Source organism: Massilia sp. R2A-15 (assembly GCF_030704305.1).
In the GTDB taxonomy this organism is placed as follows: domain Bacteria; phylum Pseudomonadota; class Gammaproteobacteria; order Burkholderiales; family Burkholderiaceae_D; genus JAFCUW01.
On sequence record NZ_CP131935.1, the window covers coordinates 4,241,969 to 4,261,611 of the forward strand.

Below are 19,643 nucleotides of genomic sequence, written 5' to 3' on the forward strand. Positions count from 1 at the left end.
CCGGCCATTGTACCGCGCTCGGATGCGGCTCGTCCGCCCATCATGCGTTACCATCTGGCTTTACGCGGTCATTAGAGAAAAAGCATCATGAAATTTGAACACCTCATCGAAATCAACGACCCGCTCAACCCGCTGATCGACAAGCTCACACGCGAGCAGCTGTGGCGCGGACTGGTGCTGCACGCCGACTCGCCCAAGCTGTTCGTGCCGCACCTGGACGACTGCACCATCAGCGAGCGCACCGGCGAGGGCTTCCGCCGCAACCGCCGCTTCGGCGAACTGTCGATCGACGACCGCGTGGTGCTCACGCCAATGCAGGAAGTGCGCTACGAAGTGCACGCGCAGGGCGAGATCAGCGCGTCGAGCCTGACGGTGACGATCGAGGCGCCGTCCGAGCACAGCCTGTTCGTGCGCTTCCGCTACGACGACGGCCACGACGCCGCCACCGATGCGGCCAACGCCATGTACGACGAATTCAAGAAGTCGGCCTACCAGGAGGCCGACATCGACGTCATCCGCATCCTGCGCGAACTGGCGGCCGCGGGCCGGCTCGACGCCAGCTACCTGAACTAGACGCCCGGCCCGTCGCAGGCGTCGCCGATGTCGGTGGCGCCCTTGGCCAGCTCCGCGTGCAGCGCGCGCAGGGCGGTGCGCACGCCCTCCTCGATCACCGGATGGTAGAACGGCATCGCCAGCATCTGGTCCACCGTCATGCGCGCCTGGCAAGCCCACGCCAGCAGGTGTCCGAGGTGCTCGGCGCGCGGGCCGATCATCTCGGCGCCGAGAAAGCGCCCGCTTCCATATTCCCCGTACACGCGCAGCAGGCCGCGGTTCTGCAGCATCACGCGGCTGCGGCCCTGGTTCTCGAACGACACCGAGCCGATGGCAAACTTCGGCATGCCGTCCGCGCACAGTTCGCGGTAGGTGGCGCCCAGGGTCGCGATCTGCGGCTCGGTGAAAGCGATGGTCAGCGCGGTGCGGCGCAGGCCGGGGCGCACGTCCGGGAAGCGCCCCGCGTTGTCGCCGGCGATGCGGCCCTGGTCGGCCGCTTCCGGCAGCACCGGGCGCTCGTCGTCGGCGTCGCCTGCGATGAAAATGTGGCTGGTCCCGCACTGCATCGTGCAGCGGTCGAACAGCGGGATGCCCGATTGATCCAGCGCGACGCCGGTGTGCTCGATGCCGATGTCGCCGACGTTCGGCGTGCGCCCGGCCGCGACGAGCACATAGTCGAAGCGTTCGCTGCGTTCGGCGCCGGCGGCGTCACGGGTGGTCAGCAGCACCGTGTCGCCATCCGGTTTGCCGTCGATGACCTGGTGCTGGAAGCGCAGGTCGAGTTCTTCGCACAGGGCTTTGGTGGCGGCGTGCAGCACCAGCGGATCGGTAACCTGCGCGACGCTGCCGCCGCGCGCAAACAAGCTCACACGCACGCCAAGCCGGTGCAGCGCCTGGCCCAGCTCCAGGCCGATCACGCCGGTGCCGATCACCGCCAGCGATGACGGCAGGTCGACCAGTTCGAAGATGTCGTCGCTGGTAATCACGCGCGGGCCGGCCTTGGCCAGCTGCGGCAGCACCGTCGGCGTCGAGCCGGTGGCGATCACGATGCGTTGCGCGTGGACGATGGTGTGATCGCCCACCTGTAAGGTCTGCGGTCCGGTGAAGCGCGCGTGGCCCCGCAACTTGTCATCGGCGGGGATCTCGTCGACGCCTTCCAGCACGAAGCCGACGAAGCGGTCGCGCTCGCGCCGCACGCGCTCCATCACCGCCTTGCCGTCGATGCGGATGTCGCCAGGATGCACGCCGAAGCCGGGCGCCGCGTGCAGCATGTGGGCCGCCTCGCTGGCGGCGATCAGCAGCTTGCTCGGCATGCAGCCGACGCGCGCACAGGTCGTGCCGTACGGGCCGCCTTCGATCAGCACCGTGCGCCGGCCCTGCCCCGCCGCGGCACGGTAGGCCGACAGGCCGGCGGTGCCCGCGCCGATGATGGCGACGTCGACTTCGAGTGTTTTCATGAGAATGGCAGTAGTGGAAGCTTGCCAATCATACGCCGCCCGGCCAAATGCCCGCGTCGGCGCCAAACCCGGGGTTGCCGCCAGTCGATGACAAGCCGCTCGGGCCGGGCGCAGCGCCGCAGTCGCGCTCAGGGGATATAAAAATTGAATTGGAAGTCGCCGTACCAATCCGCGGGAATGTCCGGTGGCTGCGGATAGCGTTTCAACGCCCTTTCGGCGGTCTGGCGCAACTCGTTCGCGAATCCCCCTCTGTCATTCTTCAGTGCGACTGGTTCACTCCCATCCAAAACGCCCAGCGGCTCGAATTCGCTGGCCTCGGCGGTCCTGATGGCGAACCTCGGCACGGCCGGCTCAAATCGCAACACGAAGGCGCCTTCCCGCCTGTAACGCGTCGCCTTGAGCGGGTAACGGAATTCGCCGCCCATGGTGGTCATCACTCCGACCAGATAATTGCACGCCTCGAGGCGCGCTTGCGTCCAGGTGCGCAACTCGGCACGAAACCGCTCCGGGTCGTTATTGACTTCAGCGCTGACAGCGCAATTCTTGAATCCGAAGTGCTTTTCCCGGTTTGCCCACCACAGGGCGGAACTTGAGTCAGGTCCGTTTTCGGGGGCGGCAAAACCCGCAGCCAGGCGGTAGCCGGCCGCCCTCTGTCCGCCATCGTAAGCCATTATGTACAAGCGCTTCGCGCGGCTCCAGTCGCGCTTCAGGCACACGCCGTTTTCGAACATGCTGCCGGCCACCAGGTAGACCTCGGGGTATTTCCTGGCGATGCCATCGTTGAGCAGTTCGGCGGCGCTGGCGCAGTCGCCGGTTTTCATCGCGCCGGCGATTGCATGGACCGCTTTCTCAGCGGGCGACGGACGGTCGGCAGCGGCCGGGCCGGCGAGCGATACCAGCGTGACGGCGAGCGCCGCCCCTGCAACCAGCTTTGTCATTATTGTTATTGGCAAAAATTAAGGTAACGGGAGCGTACCCCGCCGCGGCCTAGATGTCGAGAGGGTCGACTTCCAGCCCCCACTTGACCCGGCTCTTCATCCCGCGCAGCAGCTCCAGCCACTCCTTGAGGAAGGCCTGCAGCGCCGGCCGCGAGCTCGATTCCACCAGCAGCTGCGCGCGGTCCACGTTGTGCACGCGCGTCATGGTCATCGGGATCGGATCGTTGATGGTGATGCCGTCCACCGCCAGGCAATCGCGCGCCTGCTCGAGGAACTCGATCGCCGTGGCCAGCTCGCGCGCCTCGGCGCGCAGCAAGGCCTGGTACATGAACGGCGGCAGCATCGCCTGCCTGCGCTCGGCCAGCAGGCCGTTGGCGAAGCGGTCGTAATCGTGGTTCATCACCGCCGCGTACAGCGGATGCGTGGCGTAGCGCGTCTGCACCAGCACTTCGCTTACGCTGCCGCCTTCGCTGCGCGCGGCGCGCCCGGCGCGGCCGGCCACCTGCATCAGCTGCGCGAACAGGCGCTCGCTGGCGCGGTAGTCCTGCGAGAACAGCGCCGTATCGGGATTAAGAATGCCCACCAGCGTCAGCTTCTTGAAGTCGTGGCCCTTGGCGACCATCTGGGTGCCGATCAGGATATCGACCTCGCCGCGGTGCACGCTGTCGAACGCCTCCTGCGCGCTGCCCTTCCTGCGCGTCGAGTCGGCGTCGATGCGCAGGATGCGCGCCTCGGGGAACAGCTGCTGCAGGCCTTCCTCGACGCGCTGGGTGCCGCGCCCGAGCGGCTGCAGGTCCACGTTGCCGCAGGTCGGGCAGTGGCGCGGAATGCGCAGCTCCAGGCTGCAGTGGTGGCAGCGCAGCCGGTGCTCGGGCTTGTGCAGCACCATGAACGAGGTGCAGCGGGTGCACTCGCTGATCCAGCCGCAGGACTCGCAGGTGATCACCGGCGAGTAGCCGCGCCGGTTCAAAAACAGCAGCGATTGTTCGCCCCGTTCCATGCGCTGGCGCAGCGCCGCGACCAGGTGCGAGGTCAGGCCGTCCTTCGGCCGGTCCTTTTCCATGTCGAGCAGCTTCACGCGCGGCAGCACCGCGTCCTTCACCGCGCGCTCGCGCAGTTCGAGCTTGCGGTAGCGCCCCGATCCTGCGTGGTGCCAGCTCTCCAGCGACGGCGTGGCCGAGCCCAGCACGATCGGAATGGCCAGCTGGCGCGCGCGCCACACCGCCAGGTCGCGCGCCGAATAGCGCAGGCCTTCCTGCTGCTTGTACGAGGGATCGTGCTCCTCGTCGATGACGATCAGCTTCAGGTTCGGCAGCGACGCCAGCACCGCAAGGCGCGTGCCGAGAATGATGCGGGCCTGGCCCTGGTGCGCGGCCAGCCAGTGCAGCATGCGCTCGCCTTCCGACAGGCTGCTGTGCAGCGTGGCCAGCATCAGGCCGGGGAAGCGCGCGCGGATGTTCCCTTCCAGTTGCGGCGTCAGGTTGATCTCGGGGACCAGGATCAGGATCTGCGCCTGGGCGTCGCGCGCCAGCACCTGCGCGCACGCCTGCAGGTACACCTCGGTCTTGCCGCTGCCGGTCACGCCGTACAGGAGCATCGGGGTGAAGCCCGCGGCGCCGCCGATCGCATCGGCCGCTTCCTGCTGCGCGGGATTAAGCGGCGGCATATCGAGCGGCGTGGCGTCGGTCGCCCCGTCGAACTTGGCCAGCTTCTTGATCGCGCGGTCCAGCGCCACCGTGGTCTGCACGCGCAGGTTCTTCGGCAGGCCTGGCAGCGCTACCTCGCCCAGCGGGCGCTGGTAGTAGTCGGCGGCGAAGCCGGCCAGCGCCAGCCATTCCGGCGACAGGGGCGAGAGCTGGCTGCGCACCGCCAGTGCATCCTTGAGCTTGCCGGCCGGGACATCGGTAGTCTGGCCGACCGCGACAATTAGTCCGACTACGTCGCGGCGGCCGAAACTGACCTGCGCCAGCTGGCCCGGCAAGGGCTCGGCGCCGGGCGCGCACGGCCAGCGGTAATCGAAGCAGCTGTTGAGCGGCGTATCGAGCGCAATTGTCAGGATGCAGTACGTCATCGGGACCCTGTTCAGGCCTGCGCCAGGCGCCGCCCAGGGGCGCCAAATATGTCGAACAGGGATGTGGACAACTTTGTGGACAATGGCATCGGGGCAGCGTCGAATAGTTTGTTGTTAATCAAGAGAGTCGCCGAACGACCAAAAATCAACCAAAAAATTACCTTTAAAATCAATGACTTGCAAAACGCCTCCTAGGAGGCCAAAATTTCACTCTGTAACCGCCATGTTGTGCATAACTGAGCGATTCCCTGGAATTTTTGTAGTCGCCATCTTGTGCAAAAAACCACAAATTGCCGTTGCGGTGCACCAAGCCGGAGCGTTCTAGATATCTATGCAACACGGATATCCGGCGTTAGAAATTCGATATGAAAATATCATGCAGTGCAGCACACAGCTCAGGTGTTACTTGCAGAAATTCGCTAAGTCTCGGTAAACCAAGGGTTTTCCGTTTTTATCCACACAAGCTGTGAATAACTTTGTGGACAATCACCGCAAAATCGGCTTTTGCCTCTGGGCCGCGACACTCGCTTGGCTTTCATGCTGCATCGCAAGATTTTTTAATTCGTTAAGAATCAGTGACTTGCCGAAGCGATGAAAAATCGCGCCGAACACGCATTTCGCACACTTGCTTATTTGAAACTTGTGAATAAGTGTGATTTTGTATTCGGTTTTTTTCACCGCGGCGCGCGCCGAATTGGCGCGGGGCGCCGTCCCGCGTACCCAAACTACATCAGCTCGCCCGTTGCGCGCGGCTGAAGCTGTGCACCGCCTCGACCATCGCGCTCACCGATTCCGGCGGCGTGAACTGGGAAATGCCGTGGCCCAGGTTGAACACGTGCCCCGAACCGGCGCTCGGCTTGCCGTACGAGGTCAGCGAGCGCTCGACTTCGGCGCGGATCTGTTCCGGGCTGGCGAACAGGATGGCCGGATCGAGGTTGCCCTGCAGCGCCACCTTGTCGCCGACCAGCGCGCGGGCGCGGCCCAGGTTGACGGTCCAGTCCAGGCCCACCGCGTCGGCGCCGATGTCGGCGATCTGGTCGAGCCACAGGCCGCCGCCCTTGGTGAAGACCACCGCCGGAATGCGCACGCCGTCCTTGTCGCGCTTGAGCTGGCCGATCACCTGCTGCATGTACGCCAGCGAGAACTCCTGGTAGGCGCCGTCGGCCAGCGCCCCGCCCCACGAGTCGAAGATCATCACGGCCTGCGCGCCGGCGTCGATCTGCGCGTTCAGGTACTGCGCCACCGCCGCGGCGTTGGTGGTCAGGATGCGGTGCATCAGGTCCGGCCGGTTGTACGCCATCTTCTTAATAGTGTGGAACTCGCGCGAACCGCCGCCTTCGACCATGTAGCAGGCCAGCGTCCACGGGCTGCCCGAGAAGCCGATCAGCGGCACGCGGCCGTTCAGGGCGGTGCGGATCTGGGTGACCGCCTTGAACACGTAGTCGAGCGACTCCATGTCCGGCGCTCGCAGCGCCATGACGTCGGCCTCGGTGCGCAGCGGGCGCTCGAACTTGGGGCCCTCGCCATCGACGAAGTACAGGCCCAGGCCCATCGCATCGGGCACCGTCAGGATGTCGGAGAACAGGATCGACGCGTCCAGCGGATAGCGATCGATCGGCTGCAGGGTCACTTCGGTGGCGTAGTCCGGATTCTTCGCCAGCCCGAGGAACGACCCGGCGCGCTCGCGCGTGGCGCGGTATTCCGGCAGGTAGCGGCCCGCCTGGCGCATCAGCCAGACCGGCGTGTACTCGGTGGGTTGGCGCAGCAGCGCGCGCAGGAAAGTATCGTTCTGAAGCGGGGCAAATTGTGGCATCGGAGACAATCGGGAGCGGGAAGAAAGGCGCTATTATCGCACTGTCCGGCCGCCTGCCCGCCTGCCCGGCTGGATGTTTGGCGTGGGATTATCTATCATGCCATACCGCCTTCCACCCGAATCCATCCCATGACAGCATCGAACAGCAAACAAGCCGCCATCTGCGGCGCCTGGCCTTCCCCGATCAGCGCGGCCATCGTGGCCGCCGGCGCGTCGCCCTTGTCCCAGGTGGCGATCGACGGCGCCGAGGTGCTCTGGCTGGCCGGGCGCGCCAGCGAGGGCGGCCGCAACACCTTGCTGCGCCAGCGCGGCGGGCGGGTCGAGGAACTGACGCCGGCGCCATTGAACGTGCGTTCGCGCGTCCATGAATACGGCGGCGGCGCGATGCTGGCCGTGGACGGCGACGCGTATTTTTCGAATTTCGCCGACAACCGGCTGTATGTCGCGCGCGACGGCGCGGAACCTGTCGCGCTCTCCGCTGAAGGCACGCGCCGCTACGCCGACTTCGTGCTGGACCGCCGGCGCCAGCGCCTCATCGCCGTATGCGAGGACCACGCCGGCGGCGGCCATCATCCGGTGAACATGCTGTGCGCGGTGGGGCTCGACGGCGTCGAAACCATCCTGGCCGAAGGCAGCGACTTCTATGCCGCGCCGCGCCTGTCGCCCGATGGCAGCCAGCTGGCGTGGCTGTCCTGGATGCATCCGAACATGCCGTGGCAGGGCACCGAACTGTGGCTGGCCGACGTCGATGCCGGCGGCGCGCTGGCCAACGCGCGCCTGGTGGCGGGCGGCGCCGACGAGGCGATCTGCCAGCCCGAGTGGTCGCCGTCCGGCGTGCTGCATTTCGTCTCGGACCGCAGCGGCTGGTGGAACCTGTACCGCTTCGACGGCGCCGCGTTGCAGCCCCTGTGCGACCGCGCCGCCGAATTCGGTTCGCCGCACTGGACCTTCGGCGGCTCGATGTACGGCTTCCGCTCGGATAAGGAAATCGTCTGCACCTATATCGAGAACGGCGTCAGCCGCCTGGCGCAATTGTCCACCGCGACCGGCAAGCTGCAGCCGATCGCCAATCCGTACGAGGAGATCCGCGAGCTGCGCGTAGCGGGCGACATCGTTGCCCTGCTCGGCGGCGCGCCGACCATCCCGCTCGAACTGGCGCGCATCGACCTGTCGACCGGCGCGCGCAAGGTGCTGGCCCGTTCAATCGCCGACCTGCCCGATGAGAGCGAACTGTCGGTCCCGGAGAGCATCAGCTACCCGACCAGCGGCAAGCGCCTCGCGCACGCCTTCTATTACCCGCCGCGCAATGCGCACTACGAACCGGCGCCGGGCAGCAAGCCGCCGCTGATGGTGATCAGCCACGGCGGCCCGACCGGCATGGCGAGCAATACGCTCAAACTCGCGACCCAGTTCTGGACCAGCCGCGGCTTTGCGGTGCTGGACGTGAACTACGGCGGCAGCAGCGGCTTCGGACGCGCCTACCGCGACGCCCTCAAGGGACAGTGGGGCGTGATCGACGTGGACGACTGCGTGGCCGGCGCGCGCCACCTGGCCGCGCGCGGCATGGTCGATCCGGACCGGCTGGTGATCCGCGGCGGCAGCGCCGGCGGCCTGACCACCCTGTGCGCCCTGACCTTCCACGACGTCTTCAAGGCCGGCGCCAGCTATTACGGCGTGTCCGACCTGAAGGGCCTGGACGACGACTCGCACAAGTTCGAGTCGCACTACAACGAATACCTGATCGCGCCGCAGCCGGAAGCGGAAATGCTGTACATGCTGCGCTCCCCGATCCACCACGCCGGGCAGATCAAGCGCCCGATGATCTTCTTCCAGGGCCTGGACGACAAGGTGGTGCCGCCGCAGCAGTCGGAGGTGATGGTCGAGGCGCTGCGCAATGCCGGCGTGCCGGTTGCGTACATCACGCTCGAAGGCGAAGGCCACGGCTTCCGCAAGGCCGAGAGCATCGTGCGCACGCTCGAAGCGGAGCTGTACTTCTACCAGCGCATCTTCGGCATCGCGCCGCCTGGCGCGCCCGCGCCGGTGGCGATCGAAAACCTGCCGGACGCCGCATGACCAGTTTGCACCAGCAGTTCGATGCGTTCACCGACACCCAGAAACTGATCGCCGCCCTGCTCGCGCTGGCGGGCGAACCGATGGGCAAGGGCCGCATCGTGCTGCACCTGGCGGAGATGGGCATCGTCGTCCCCGCCGACACGCTGGACGCCGACATGAAGCTGTTCCGCGCGCTGGGCGTCGTCACCGAATCGATCGGCCGCGGTTTCGCGATCGCTCCCGAGGCGGTGTGGCCGGCGATCCGGGTTGCGTTTGCCGGAGACATGTTCGGGCCGCTGTGCCGCGTGTACGAAAAAGTCACGCCGCTGCGCCGCAACTGGGAAGGCGCGGTGGTGCTGCGCAGCTACCGCCAGGGCGTGGCGCTGCTGCGCATGGCGCTGATCGGCGGCGAGGACACGCGCACGGTGGCGGCGCTGCTGGAAGCCTGCCTGTCCTGCCACGAAGCGGGCTACCTGCATCCGCTGGTGGACATCTTCGGCCGCCCGTTCGAGCCGGCGATGTTCGAACTGATCGCCCCGGCGATGCAGGATGACGTGCTGGCCGTGCTGATGGTGGAAGCGCAGCGCGACCCGATCGGCGCCCCGCTGCTGCGCGAGTATGCCGAGCGCCACGCCGCCAATCCCGGCGCGTCGATGTTCCTGCGCACCGCGCTGGCCGAACACCTGATCCTGTGCGGACGCCTGGACGACGCCGCGAACATGCTGCAGGACCTCGACCTGTCGCAGGCGCAGTTCTTCCGCGCCGTGATCCTGCTGCTGCGCGACCAGCCCGATGAAGCATTGCCGATGTTCGAGCAGGCCCTGAAGGCGTTGCGCAAGGAGACCGGCAAGCGCAAGGCTGTTTTTGGCGGCATCGGCGGCCATCTGTACGTGCTGGCCCTGATCCGCAGCGGCGATGCGAAACACGACAAGCTGGCGGAAGCCTACCTCGACATCGCCACGCGCGCGGTGCAGAACCACGATACCGCGGTGTACCAGCAGCTTTCCATGCTGCGCCAGATCCGCGCCGGCGTGGTCGATGCGGACGTGCTGCCGTCGCGGAACTGGGAACAGGCGATGCAGCCGTTCGTGTTCCGCGCGCTGATGCACTACTGGCTGGGCGCGCCGCAGCTGGCCAACAAGCGCGAAGCGATCGAACAGGAATTCGAAGTGGCCGTCGCCGCCGGATTCGACCTGCTGGCCGCGCCCCTCGGCCAGATCCTCGGCAGCATGGGCGCGGTGGGCCGCGAGCAGCAGGCGATCGCGCTGCGCCAGCGCCACCGGCTGACCGACCTGACCCTGTGGTTCGAGCGCGAGGAAGCCTGGCAGCGCCAGCTCAATGCGCTGATCAACCTGCAGCCAGCCACGAACGCCGAGGTGGTGAAGGAATCGCGCCTGGTATGGCTGATCGGCTACGACCCGAACTGGGGCGTCACCAGCATCGAACCGCGCGAGCAGAAGCGCGATGCGCAGGGCGGGTGGTCGAAGGGCCGGGCCATTTCGCTCAAGCGCCTGTCCGAAGACGCCGACGAACTCGATTTCCTCACCGGCCAGGACCTCAACGCGATCGCTTCGGTGCAGGCCTTCAAGTACTACAGCAGCAGCGGCTCGCGCTACGAGCTCGATACCGACAAGGCGGTCTCCGCGCTGATCGGCCATCCGCTGCTGTTCTGGATCGATGCGCCCGGCACCCGCGTCGAACTGCTGCCGGGCGAACCGGAACTGCTGGTCAAGGCGCGCGCCGGCGAAGTGCTGATCACCATGCGGCCATCCACCGTGGGCGCCGACGACCTGTGCGTGGCGAAGGAAACCCCGACCCGGCTGCGCGTGGTGCGCATCACGCCCGAGCACCGGCGCGTCGGGGCGATCATCGGCGAAGGGCTGGTGGTGCCGCTGCACGCCGAAAAGCAGGTGCTCAAGGCGATCAGCGCGATCTCGTCGATCGTCACGGTGCAGTCGGACATCGGCAGCAGCGCGGCCGACATCGAACGGGTGGACGCCGATCCGCGCCTGCACGTGCACCTGCTGCCCTACCAGCAGGGACTGAAGATGCAGGTGCTGGTGCGTCCCCTGCCCGGCGCCGGCGCCTATTACCCGCCCGGCAGTGGCGCCGAGAGCGTGATCGCCGACGTCAACGGCGCGCGGGTGGAAGCGCGCCGCAACCTGAACGCCGAGCGCGAGGCCGAGCGCGACCTGGTCAGCGCCTGCCACGCGCTGGAGCAGGCCGAGTCCGAGCACGGCGAATGGCTGCTCGGCCAACCCGTGCCCTGCCTCGAACTGCTGGCGGAACTGCAGGAGCTCGATCCGGCCAAGGTGCTGGTGGCCTGGCCCGAGGGCGAGTCGTTCAGGGTCGGCAGGAAGGTCGATTCGAAGTCGGTGCGCGTGAACATCAAGCGCGACAAGGACTGGTTCGCCGCCAGCGGCGAAGTCCAGATCGACGAGGACCGCATCATCGACCTGCGCGCGCTGCTCGACATGCTCAAGTCGAGCAAAGGCCGCTTCGTCGAACTGGGCGACAACCAGTTCCTGGCGCTTTCCTCCGAACTGCACCGGCGCCTGATGGACCTGGCCTCCTACGGCGACATCGCCGGCGACAGCGTGCGCGTGCATCCGCTGGCCAGCTTCGCGCTGGAGGAACTGGCGCTGGACGCGGGCGGGGTCAAGGCCGACAAGATGTGGAAGGACCACCTCAAGCGGATGGCCGCGACCAGCAATTTCACGCCGCAGCTGCCAAGCACCCTGCAGGCCGAACTGCGCGACTACCAGCTGGAAGGCTTCGAGTGGCTGGCCCGCCTTGCGCACTGGGGCGTGGGCGCCTGCCTGGCCGACGACATGGGCCTGGGCAAAACGGTGCAGGCGCTGGCGCTGCTGCTGTCGCGCGCGCCGCAAGGGCCGGCGCTGGTGATCGCGCCAACTTCGGTGTGCATGAACTGGATGGCGGAAGCGGAGAAATTCGCGCCGACCCTGAAGGTGAAGCTGTTCGGCGCCGGCGACCGCGCCGCGATGCTCGACGGCGCCGAGCCGTTCGACCTGGTGATCGCCAGCTACGGCCTGCTGCAGCTGGAGGCGGCGGCGTTCGCCAAGGTCAAATGGCACACCATCGTGCTCGACGAAGCGCAGGCGATCAAGAACACCGCCACCAAGCGCTCGCAGGCCGTGATGGCGCTGCAGGGCGACTTCCGCATGGTGGCGACCGGCACGCCGCTGGAGAACCACCTGGGCGAGTTGTGGAACCTGTTCCGCTTCATCAATCCGGGACTGCTCGGCACCGCCGACCAGTTCAGCCTGCGCTTCGCCGGCCCGATCGAAAAGGCCCAGGACAAACGCGCCGAGCAAGGCGCCCGCACGCGCTTGCGGCGCCTGATCCAGCCCTTCATCCTGCGCCGCACCAAGGCCCAGGTGCTGAACGAACTGCCGCCGCGCACCGAGATCGTGCTGCCGGTGGACCTGACCCAGGAAGAGACCGCGCTGTACGAGTCGCTGCGCCGCGACGCGCTCGAAAAGCTGGCGTCGCTGGAAGCGCCGCAAAGCCAGAAGTCGATCCAGATCCTGGCCGAGATGATGCGCCTGCGCCGCGCCTGCTGCAATCCGGCGCTGGTGGCGCCCGAACTGGGACTGGCCAGCAGCAAGCTGATGGTGTTTGCGCGCCTGCTCGAAGAGCTGCTGGAAAACCGCCACAAGGTGCTGGTGTTCAGCCAGTTCGTCGACCACCTGACGCTGATCCGCCAGCACCTGGACGCGCGCGGCATCGGCTACCAGTACCTCGATGGCGCGACCCCGATGGCCGAGCGCAAGAAGCGGGTCGACGCCTTCCAGGGCGGCGAAGGCGACGTGTTCCTCATCAGCCTGAAGGCCGGCGGCGTGGGCATCAATTTGACCGCGGCCGACTACGTGATCCACATGGACCCGTGGTGGAATCCCGCGGTCGAGGACCAGGCGTCGGACCGCGCGCACCGCATGGGCCAGCAGCGGCCCGTGACGATCTACCGCCTGGTGGCGCGCCACACGATCGAGGAGGGCATCGTCGAACTGCACAAGCACAAGCGCGACCTGGCCGACAGCCTGCTGGAAGGATCCGACCTGTCGGCGCGCATGTCGCCGGCGGACATGATGAAAATGCTCGAGGAGGGATTGGCAAAATGATGGACCAGGACACTGCAAGCCAGGTGCCGCCGGCGGCGATTGTCGTCGGCGTCAAATCGTGGGTCGCTTACTTCGGCACGCTGCTGCTGGCCGCGCTGCTGTTTTTCGGTTTGCTGCCGCTGGCGTTCATGTGGAACGAGATCGCCGCCGGCGTCGTGTTCCTCGGCTCGGCGGTCGTCATCGGCTACCGCCTGCTGCTGCTGCGCAGCGTGCAGCTGTATTACGACGAGGTGGGCGTCTGGGCCTATTCGGGCATCCTGCCGTGGAAAAAGGGCGTGTCCGGCGTGAAGTGGCGCGACATGGACGAGGCGACTTTCGAGCCGGGGTTCTGGAGCTGGGTGACCGGTTCGTACACGGTGCGCATCGGCCACCGTTTCACCAAGGCGAACGAGATCGTGCTGACCAATATCGCGCGCGGCAAGACGGCCGTGGCGACCCTGAACGCGTACCAGCAGGAGCTGCTGCGCACCAACAGGATCAGCTGATGGATCACGCACAGGCCATGGAGTTCGTGCGCGAGCACGGCGTGGTGCTGGTGTCGGCCAGCGGGCCGGCGCCGAAGCTGACCGAGGCGATCGCCGGCGAGAAGATCAAGGGCAGCTGGTGGGGCCACCCGAAAGGCAAGCAGATTTTCCTGGTGCTGGAGGAAGTCACGGACGACCCGGACGTGCTGGTGTGCCGGCTGGTGGACGACAAGCTCACGCTGGTGCACCGGCGCCTGTGGCCGGCCCTTGCGGCGGCGGCTCCGCGGCTGCCCGCGTCGCGGCTGTGCCAGGTCACGCAGGTGCATACGGCGGGGGGGCGCCATCGCAATATCGAAACTGCGTTCGAGGACTGGCTGCCCCCTGACGTCGCGGAAGCGGCGCGGGGCATCCGTATTGACGATGCGCTGGCCGCCCTGCACCCAAGTGTTCCGGACGTGCGCAAACAGCGCGATTGATGCTAACCTGTCGCCCGCGTTTGCACCCCATTTACGAGGCCACACGATGTTAAAAACGAAATTGACGCTGGCAGTTCTTTTGACAGCCTTCGCACTGGCGCCCGCGAGCGCGGCCAGGCCGAAGAAGGCCGCGGCCAAGGCGCATGCGGGCAAGGTGGCCAAGGCGCCGGCCGCGAAGAAAACCGTGGCCAGGTCCGCGGAACCAGACCCCGATGCCGCGGTAGCGGCGCCAGCGCCGGCGCCGGCCGAACGCAAGTCGGACCGCTGGATGGACAGCACGGCGCAGCAGTTCCTCAACGCGCAGTGGAAGCTCGATCCGGAAGGCGCGATCGCCGCCGGCAAGTACGACGGCGCGGCCAACCTGACCATCCCGAACGCGGCGACGCGCTCGCACCAGCTGGCGTTCGCCGACGAGTGGCTGGCCCGCTTCGGCAAGATGAACGTGAGCCAGCTCTCGCCCAAGCAGCGCACCGACCTGGCGCTGCTGGTGAACAAGGTGAAGTCGGACCGCTGGTACCTGACCACCCTGCGCGAATACGAATGGAATCCGGCCGTCTACAACATCGCCGAGCCGATCGACCTGATCCTGTCGACCGAATACGCGGCCAAGCCGCAGCGCCTGCGCACCCTGCTGCGCCGGATCGCCAACGTGCCGGCCTACTACCAGGCGGCGCAGGCGAGCATCGTCAATCCGACCCACGAACACACGCAGCTGGCGATCTCGCAGGCGCCGGGCACGATGGTGGTGCTGGCCGACCTGGGCAAGGCGGCCCAGGAATCGATATTGACGCCGCAGGAGAAGGCGATCTTCGCGCAGCGCATCGCCAACGCCGGCACCGCGCTGCTCGGCTACGTCGACTTCCTGACGGCGCTCGACAAGAAGCAGCAGGACAGCCACAGCGCGCGCTCCTTCAGGATCGGCAAGGAGCTGTACGAAGCGAAGTTCGGCTACGACATCCAGTCCGCCAGCAGCGCCGCGCAGACCTACCAGAAGGCGCTGGCCGCGAAGGAAGAACTGCTGGTGCGGATGAACGGCCTGGCCGACGAACTGTGGCCGAAGGTGATGGGCGGCGCCGCCAAACCGGACGACCGCTTCCGCAAGATCGGCATGGTGATCGACAAGCTGTCGGCCAACCACGTCGCGCGCGAGAACTTCTTCCCCGAGATCCGGCGCCAGATCCCGCTGCTGCAGAACTGGGTGGTGAGCCACAACCTGCTCACGCTCGATCCGAAGCGTCCGCTGGAAGTGCGCGAGACGCCGATGTACAAGCGCGGCGTGGCCGGCGCCAGCATCGACGCGCCCGGCCCGTACCGCCCGCAGGACCGCACTTGGTACAACGTGACGCCGATGGACTCGATGTCGCCGCAGGAGGCCGAGAGCAGCCTGCGCGAATACAACCACTGGATCCTGCAGATCCTCAATATCCACGAAGCGATTCCGGGCCACTACGCGCAGCTGGTGTACGCCAACAAGTCGCCGTCGCTGGTCAAGTCGCTGTTCGGTAACGGCGCGATGGTCGAGGGCTGGGCGGTGTACGCCGAGCGCATGATGCTCGAATCGGGCTATGGCGACAACGCGCCGGAGATGTGGCTGATGTACTGCAAGTGGAACCTGCGCAGCGTGACCAACACGATCCTCGATTACAGCGTGCACGTGAACGGCATGACGCAGGCGCAGGCGATCGACCTGCTGGTGCGCCAGGCGTTCCAGACGCCGGCCGAGGCGAGCGAGAAGTGGCGCCGGGTCCAGCTGACGTCGGTGCAGCTGACCAGCTACTTCAGCGGCTACGCCGACATCATGGAACTGCGCGAGCAGCGCAAGCAGGCGCTCGGCCCGCGCTTCGTGCTGAAGGACTTCCACGAGCAATTCCTCAGCTACGGCAGCGCGCCCGTGAAAGTGATCAGGGAGTTGATGCAGTAAGGCGCGAAGCCGGGAAAATTGCCCGGTCAGGCCTTTTCACGAAACGATCAAACGCCACCTATATGCAGCACGAAAAGCCTTCCTGCGTTGATTCGCCACAAAGCTGTTCGACATGCCCGCTCTATGATTTGGTTTCCCAAAGCCAACAGAAAGAGTGCCATGTTGAAAATCACAGTGTCGATTCTTGTTGCGGCGTCGCTGGCGGCGTGCGGCGGTGGTGGCTCCGCGAAGGAGCAGGCTCTCCCGAAGTCTCTCGTTGCGCCGCTGACGCCGGTGGCTACATCGGCGCTGTCCGCCGAAAGCACGGCGGTGCCCCCTGCGACGGTGCAAGCCCCGCCGGTCAGTGCGACAGCCCCCACCTTCACTGGTGCTAACATCAACCTGAACAGCAATCACCAGGAATTTCTTGTGAAATCCGTTGGCACCAGTGCCCTTCAATTGACAGGCACTTCGAATGCAGGATGGATCGCCGACGGCCAGAAAATGGATTCGGTCGCAATCAACGGCACACTCAATACCATCGTTTTCCGGCCCGGGGCCACTGCGACTTCACTGACCATCAATGCGGCCGGCAATACGATCTATTTGCCGGCGGGTTCGCCCATCAAGGTCGACGGGGCGTTCGCCGCCCAGACTATCGTGCACTTCTATACTCCGCAGTAAACCCTGTTAAAGGACGCGAGATAGACCGGTCAATCGCAAATTTTCCGGTCGAATTTCGACCGGGAAGTTCTGCTTTTGATCAGGGACTTGGCGCAGACGAACTCGCCCTATGAGTTCGCGCGCCGGCGCGCGGTGATGCGGTACAGCCCGCACTCGCCGCGCCGGGCGACCGCTTCCAGCGCAACCTCGCCCTTCACCTTTTCCAGCAATGGCGCGCCGCACGCGAGCAGCGTGCCGGCGCCGGCGCCGATCCGGGCCGACGCCGGCTGGATGACGACGTCGTTGCCGGCCGCGCGCAGCGCCGTCACGTAGAACAGGGTCGGCGCCACGTAGAACGGATCGCCGTGCCCGTTCGGGTAACCCGGATGGACGATGACGAGGCGGCGCAGGTCCGCGGGCGCCACGGCGCCGTCGCGCAGCATCAGGCTGTAGCCGTCGATTGCGCCGTCCGTTTTGGCGACCGCGCGTTCCACCAGTCCGATGTTCAGCGCCACCACGCACGCGAGGGCGATCGCGCCGCCGGCGGCCAGCGCGCGCGGCGTGGCGCGCGTGCGCGCGAACGCCATCCCCACCAGCAGCGCCATCAGCGGCGCCAGGGGCGCGGCGTACCACGCCAGCTTGGTCGACGCCGACGAAATCACCACCAAGTAGAACAGCGCGGCCAGCCCGATGAAGCGGCCGGTTGCGCGCTCCTCCCCGGCGCCGCGCCGCGCCAGCGCCCAGCCGCAGGCGATCGCCGGCAGCATCCACGGAAACAGCGGCAGCTTGCCCAAGTACCAGTAGAACGGCCCGTCGTGGTGTTCGATCACCGTCCCGTAGCGTCCACCCAGGTCGTTGGCGCGGGCGGCCGCGAAGTAACCAGGGTCGGCCTGCTCGCGCAGCACGTAGTAGCCGATGCAGACGGCCGCGATCAGCGCCACGCTGGAGTAGAACGCGCGCATGCGCAGCAGCGCCGGCACGCGCCCGTGCAGCAAGGCGTAGGCGGCCAGCACCGGCAGGAAGATCAGGCCCTGGATGGTCTTGGTCAGGAAGGCCAGCACGATGCAGGCCGCGCACAGTCCCAGCCACAGGTTCTCCCGCGCGCGGGCGGCGTGCACGAACAGGTAGCCGGCCAGCAGGTAGCCGGTGGTCCACAAGGTCAGCAAGGCGTCGTAGTCGCCGGCGCGCGCGCCGTGCGCGATCACGTAGCCCGGCGTGGCCAGCAGCACGAGCACCGCGGCGAAGCCGGCGAACGGCCGGCGCAGCCGCCAGGCGCAAAACCAATACAGCATGCTGGCCGTGCCGAAGGCGGCCAGCACCGACGGCAGGCGCAGCGCCCATTCGTTGGCGCCGAGCAGGCGGATCGACAGCGCCATCAGCCAGATCAGCAGCGGCGGCTTGGTGTTCCAGTGATCCGGCACGCCATCGTAGGTGGTCACCAGCGACAGGCCGTGCTGCGCCATTTCGATGGCGTTGTTGGCCAGGCGCGATTCGTCCCAGATCGCCACCGGCGCGGCGCCCAGCCGGTACAGCAGCACGGCGCCCAGCGCCAGCAAGGCGGCGGCGTACCAGCGGCCGCTGTGCGGGACCGCCGCGGCGCGCGCGGCCGGGGCGGTGGCGGGGAACGCCACGTGGCGGCATCCCAGGTAGAACGCGATCGAATAAAACGGCATGCCGGCCATGTGCGCCAGGTAGTTGTTCAGCCCGAGGCGGATCAGTCCCAGCACGATGGCGATGTTGAGCAGGTAGGACACGCCGAACACCAGCAGGAAGCGCGCCAGCGCCGGCAAGGCGGCGGCGCTGCTCTGAAAGGTCCAGCGCCGGTTCAGGGTGAAGCTGAACGCCAGCCCGGCCAGGTAGCCGGCCAGGTTGGCGCGCGCGTCGCCCACGCCGAACCAGGCGGTCAGGCAGAAGATGATCGCCAGCGTCAGCAAGGTGTTGAGCACGCCGACGCCGGCGAATTTGACGACCGCGTGGCGCAACAGCGGAGACAAGCGCGCCGCGGCGGCCGTCACGGCGCGACCGTCTCGGTTTCGCGCGGCGCTTGGCCCGCCACCGCCGGCGTGCCTTCCGGCGCCGGCTGGGTGATCTGCTCGATCACGTAGCGCGGGCGCGCCTTGACCTCGCCGTAGATCTTGCCGAGGTAGGCGCCGATCACGCCCAGGCACAGGATCTGGATTCCGCCCAGCACGGTCATCGGCAGCACGGTCGAGGCCCAGCCCGGCACCGCGCGGTCGGTAAACAAGCTGATCCACAGCACCCAGGCCGACACCGCCATCGCGCCGGCGAACACCACGAAGCCGGTCACCGTGATGATCTGCAGCGGCACGGTCGAAAACGAGGTGATCGCCTGCATCGCCAGCTTGATCATCTTGCTCAGCGGGTATTTCGACTCGCCCGCGAAGCGCTCGCGGCGCTCGTATTCCACCACCGCGCTGCGATAGCCGATCAGCGGCACGATGCCGCGCAGGTACAGGTTCACTTCGCGGTAGTCGCGCAGCGCCTCGATCGCGCGCCGGCTCATCAGGCGGAAGTCGGCGTGGTTGTGCACCAGCTCGACGCCGAAGAAGGCCAGCGTGCGGTAGAACAGGACCGCGCTGTTGCGCTTGAAGAAGGTGTCGGTGGCGCGCTCGTTGCGCACGCCGTACACGATGTCGGCGCCTTCCAGGTGGCGGTCGACCATGCGCTCGATCGCCTCGATGTCGTCCTGCAGGTCGGCGTCGATGGTGACCACGGCGTCGCCGTCGGCCGTCATCATCCCGGCCAGCACGGCATTCTGGTGGCCGCGGTTGCGCGAGAGCTTCAGGCCGGCCACCCGCGGACGCTGGCGCGCGGCCTGCTCGATCAGGGCCCAGGTCGCGTCGGCGCTGCCGTCGTCAACAAAAATGATGCCGCTGTCGGCGGCGATCTTGCCCTTGTCGATCAGGCGCCCGAGCAGCGCGTCGAACTGGCGGCATGCCTCGGGCAGGACTTCCTCCTCGTTATAGCAAGGGACGACGATGTGAAGCTTGATGCGCCCGGGGGCATTGATACCGCTCGAATTGCTCATGATTCGCGAATTCCTGCTGGAAAATTACTTAAAGCAATATCGTAGCAGAGTGGAAACGGCAACTTC

General features: G+C 66.8%; 13 protein-coding genes. 7 read left to right on the top strand and 6 right to left on the bottom strand.

What is annotated here, in order from left to right; genetic code table 11:
* Positions 1–87: 87 nt before the first annotated feature.
* A complete protein-coding gene (locus Q4S45_RS19550) occupies positions 88–573 on the top strand; it encodes an SRPBCC family protein (protein ID WP_305507072.1) in 486 nt (161 codons plus the stop codon).
* On the opposite strand, the gene Q4S45_RS19555 is transcribed toward Q4S45_RS19550, so the two are convergent.
* The 4 genes from Q4S45_RS19555 to hemE form a co-directional block, all read right to left on the bottom strand.
* The gene (locus tag Q4S45_RS19555; protein ID WP_305507073.1) at positions 570–2,009 is read right to left on the bottom strand and encodes a dihydrolipoyl dehydrogenase; all 1,440 of its coding nucleotides are present in this window, start codon (positions 2,007–2,009) and stop codon (positions 570–572) included. The two genes, Q4S45_RS19550 and Q4S45_RS19555, sit on opposite strands and share 4 nt — an antisense overlap.
* A 128-nt stretch (positions 2,010–2,137) precedes the next feature.
* Positions 2,138–2,947, bottom strand: coding sequence for a hypothetical protein (locus Q4S45_RS19560; protein WP_305507074.1), 810 nt, complete (start codon positions 2,945–2,947; stop codon positions 2,138–2,140).
* 49 nt (positions 2,948–2,996) lie between these two features.
* A complete protein-coding gene (locus Q4S45_RS19565) occupies positions 2,997–5,018 on the bottom strand; it encodes a primosomal protein N' (RefSeq protein WP_305507075.1) in 2,022 nt (673 codons plus the stop codon).
* A gap of 730 nt (positions 5,019–5,748) precedes the next feature.
* Complete coding sequence (gene hemE, locus Q4S45_RS19570; RefSeq protein ID WP_305507076.1) at positions 5,749–6,831, bottom strand: uroporphyrinogen decarboxylase; 1,083 nt, start codon at positions 6,829–6,831, stop codon at positions 5,749–5,751.
* Positions 6,832–6,960: 129 nt separating this feature from the next.
* Here hemE and Q4S45_RS19575 point away from each other — a divergent pair, with 129 nt between their 5' ends.
* The 6 genes from Q4S45_RS19575 to Q4S45_RS19600 all read left to right on the top strand — a co-directional run bounded on the left by Q4S45_RS19575 (position 6,961) and on the right by Q4S45_RS19600 (position 16,549).
* Entirely contained in the window at positions 6,961–8,904 is a 1,944-nt protein-coding gene (locus Q4S45_RS19575; protein WP_305507077.1) for a S9 family peptidase, read from the top strand.
* Entirely contained in the window at positions 8,901–13,025 is a 4,125-nt protein-coding gene (locus Q4S45_RS19580; protein WP_305507078.1) for a DEAD/DEAH box helicase, read from the top strand. Before Q4S45_RS19575 ends, Q4S45_RS19580 begins: the two co-directional genes overlap by 4 nt.
* The gene (locus Q4S45_RS19585) at positions 13,022–13,510 is read left to right on the top strand and encodes a hypothetical protein (protein ID WP_305507079.1); all 489 of its coding nucleotides are present in this window, start codon (positions 13,022–13,024) and stop codon (positions 13,508–13,510) included. Before Q4S45_RS19580 ends, Q4S45_RS19585 begins: the two co-directional genes overlap by 4 nt.
* The gene (locus tag Q4S45_RS19590) at positions 13,510–13,965 is read left to right on the top strand and encodes a hypothetical protein (RefSeq protein ID WP_305507080.1); all 456 of its coding nucleotides are present in this window, start codon (positions 13,510–13,512) and stop codon (positions 13,963–13,965) included. Before Q4S45_RS19585 ends, Q4S45_RS19590 begins: the two co-directional genes overlap by 1 nt.
* A gap of 46 nt (positions 13,966–14,011) precedes the next feature.
* Entirely contained in the window at positions 14,012–15,886 is a 1,875-nt protein-coding gene (locus Q4S45_RS19595; RefSeq protein WP_305507081.1) for a DUF885 domain-containing protein, read from the top strand.
* Positions 15,887–16,045: 159 nt separating this feature from the next.
* Positions 16,046–16,549, top strand: a complete 504-nt coding sequence (locus Q4S45_RS19600) for a hypothetical protein (protein WP_305507082.1) — start codon at positions 16,046–16,048, stop codon at positions 16,547–16,549.
* 107 nt (positions 16,550–16,656) lie between these two features.
* Here the strand turns inward: Q4S45_RS19600 and Q4S45_RS19605 are convergent, their stop codons facing one another.
* Positions 16,657–18,543 carry a GtrA family protein gene (locus Q4S45_RS19605; protein WP_305507083.1) on the bottom strand — a complete coding sequence of 629 codons (1,887 nt, stop codon included), beginning with the start codon at positions 18,541–18,543 and terminating at the stop codon, positions 16,657–16,659.
* Complete coding sequence (locus Q4S45_RS19610; protein WP_305507084.1) at positions 18,540–19,577, bottom strand: glycosyltransferase family 2 protein; 1,038 nt, start codon at positions 19,575–19,577, stop codon at positions 18,540–18,542. Before Q4S45_RS19610 ends, Q4S45_RS19605 begins: the two co-directional genes overlap by 4 nt.
* Between the last annotated feature and the right edge of the window lie 66 nt (positions 19,578–19,643).

What these genes read in the sequence shown, in the direction of transcription:
- Q4S45_RS19550 (WP_305507072.1), top strand. Translation starts at nt 88, where the DNA reads ATGAAATTTGAACACCTCATCGAAATCAACGACCCGCTCAACCCGCTG.
- Q4S45_RS19555 (WP_305507073.1), bottom strand. Translation starts at nt 2,009, where the DNA reads ATGAAAACACTCGAAGTCGACGTCGCCATCATCGGCGCGGGCACCGCC.
- Q4S45_RS19560 (WP_305507074.1), bottom strand. Translation starts at nt 2,947, where the DNA reads ATGACAAAGCTGGTTGCAGGGGCGGCGCTCGCCGTCACGCTGGTATCG.
- Q4S45_RS19565 (WP_305507075.1), bottom strand. Translation starts at nt 5,018, where the DNA reads ATGACGTACTGCATCCTGACAATTGCGCTCGATACGCCGCTCAACAGC.
- hemE (WP_305507076.1), bottom strand. Translation starts at nt 6,831, where the DNA reads ATGCCACAATTTGCCCCGCTTCAGAACGATACTTTCCTGCGCGCGCTG.
- Q4S45_RS19575 (WP_305507077.1), top strand. Translation starts at nt 6,961, where the DNA reads ATGACAGCATCGAACAGCAAACAAGCCGCCATCTGCGGCGCCTGGCCT.
- Q4S45_RS19580 (WP_305507078.1), top strand. Translation starts at nt 8,901, where the DNA reads ATGACCAGTTTGCACCAGCAGTTCGATGCGTTCACCGACACCCAGAAA.
- Q4S45_RS19585 (WP_305507079.1), top strand. Translation starts at nt 13,022, where the DNA reads ATGATGGACCAGGACACTGCAAGCCAGGTGCCGCCGGCGGCGATTGTC.
- Q4S45_RS19590 (WP_305507080.1), top strand. Translation starts at nt 13,510, where the DNA reads ATGGATCACGCACAGGCCATGGAGTTCGTGCGCGAGCACGGCGTGGTG.
- Q4S45_RS19595 (WP_305507081.1), top strand. Translation starts at nt 14,012, where the DNA reads ATGTTAAAAACGAAATTGACGCTGGCAGTTCTTTTGACAGCCTTCGCA.
- Q4S45_RS19600 (WP_305507082.1), top strand. Translation starts at nt 16,046, where the DNA reads ATGTTGAAAATCACAGTGTCGATTCTTGTTGCGGCGTCGCTGGCGGCG.
- Q4S45_RS19610 (WP_305507084.1), bottom strand. Translation starts at nt 19,577, where the DNA reads ATGAGCAATTCGAGCGGTATCAATGCCCCCGGGCGCATCAAGCTTCAC.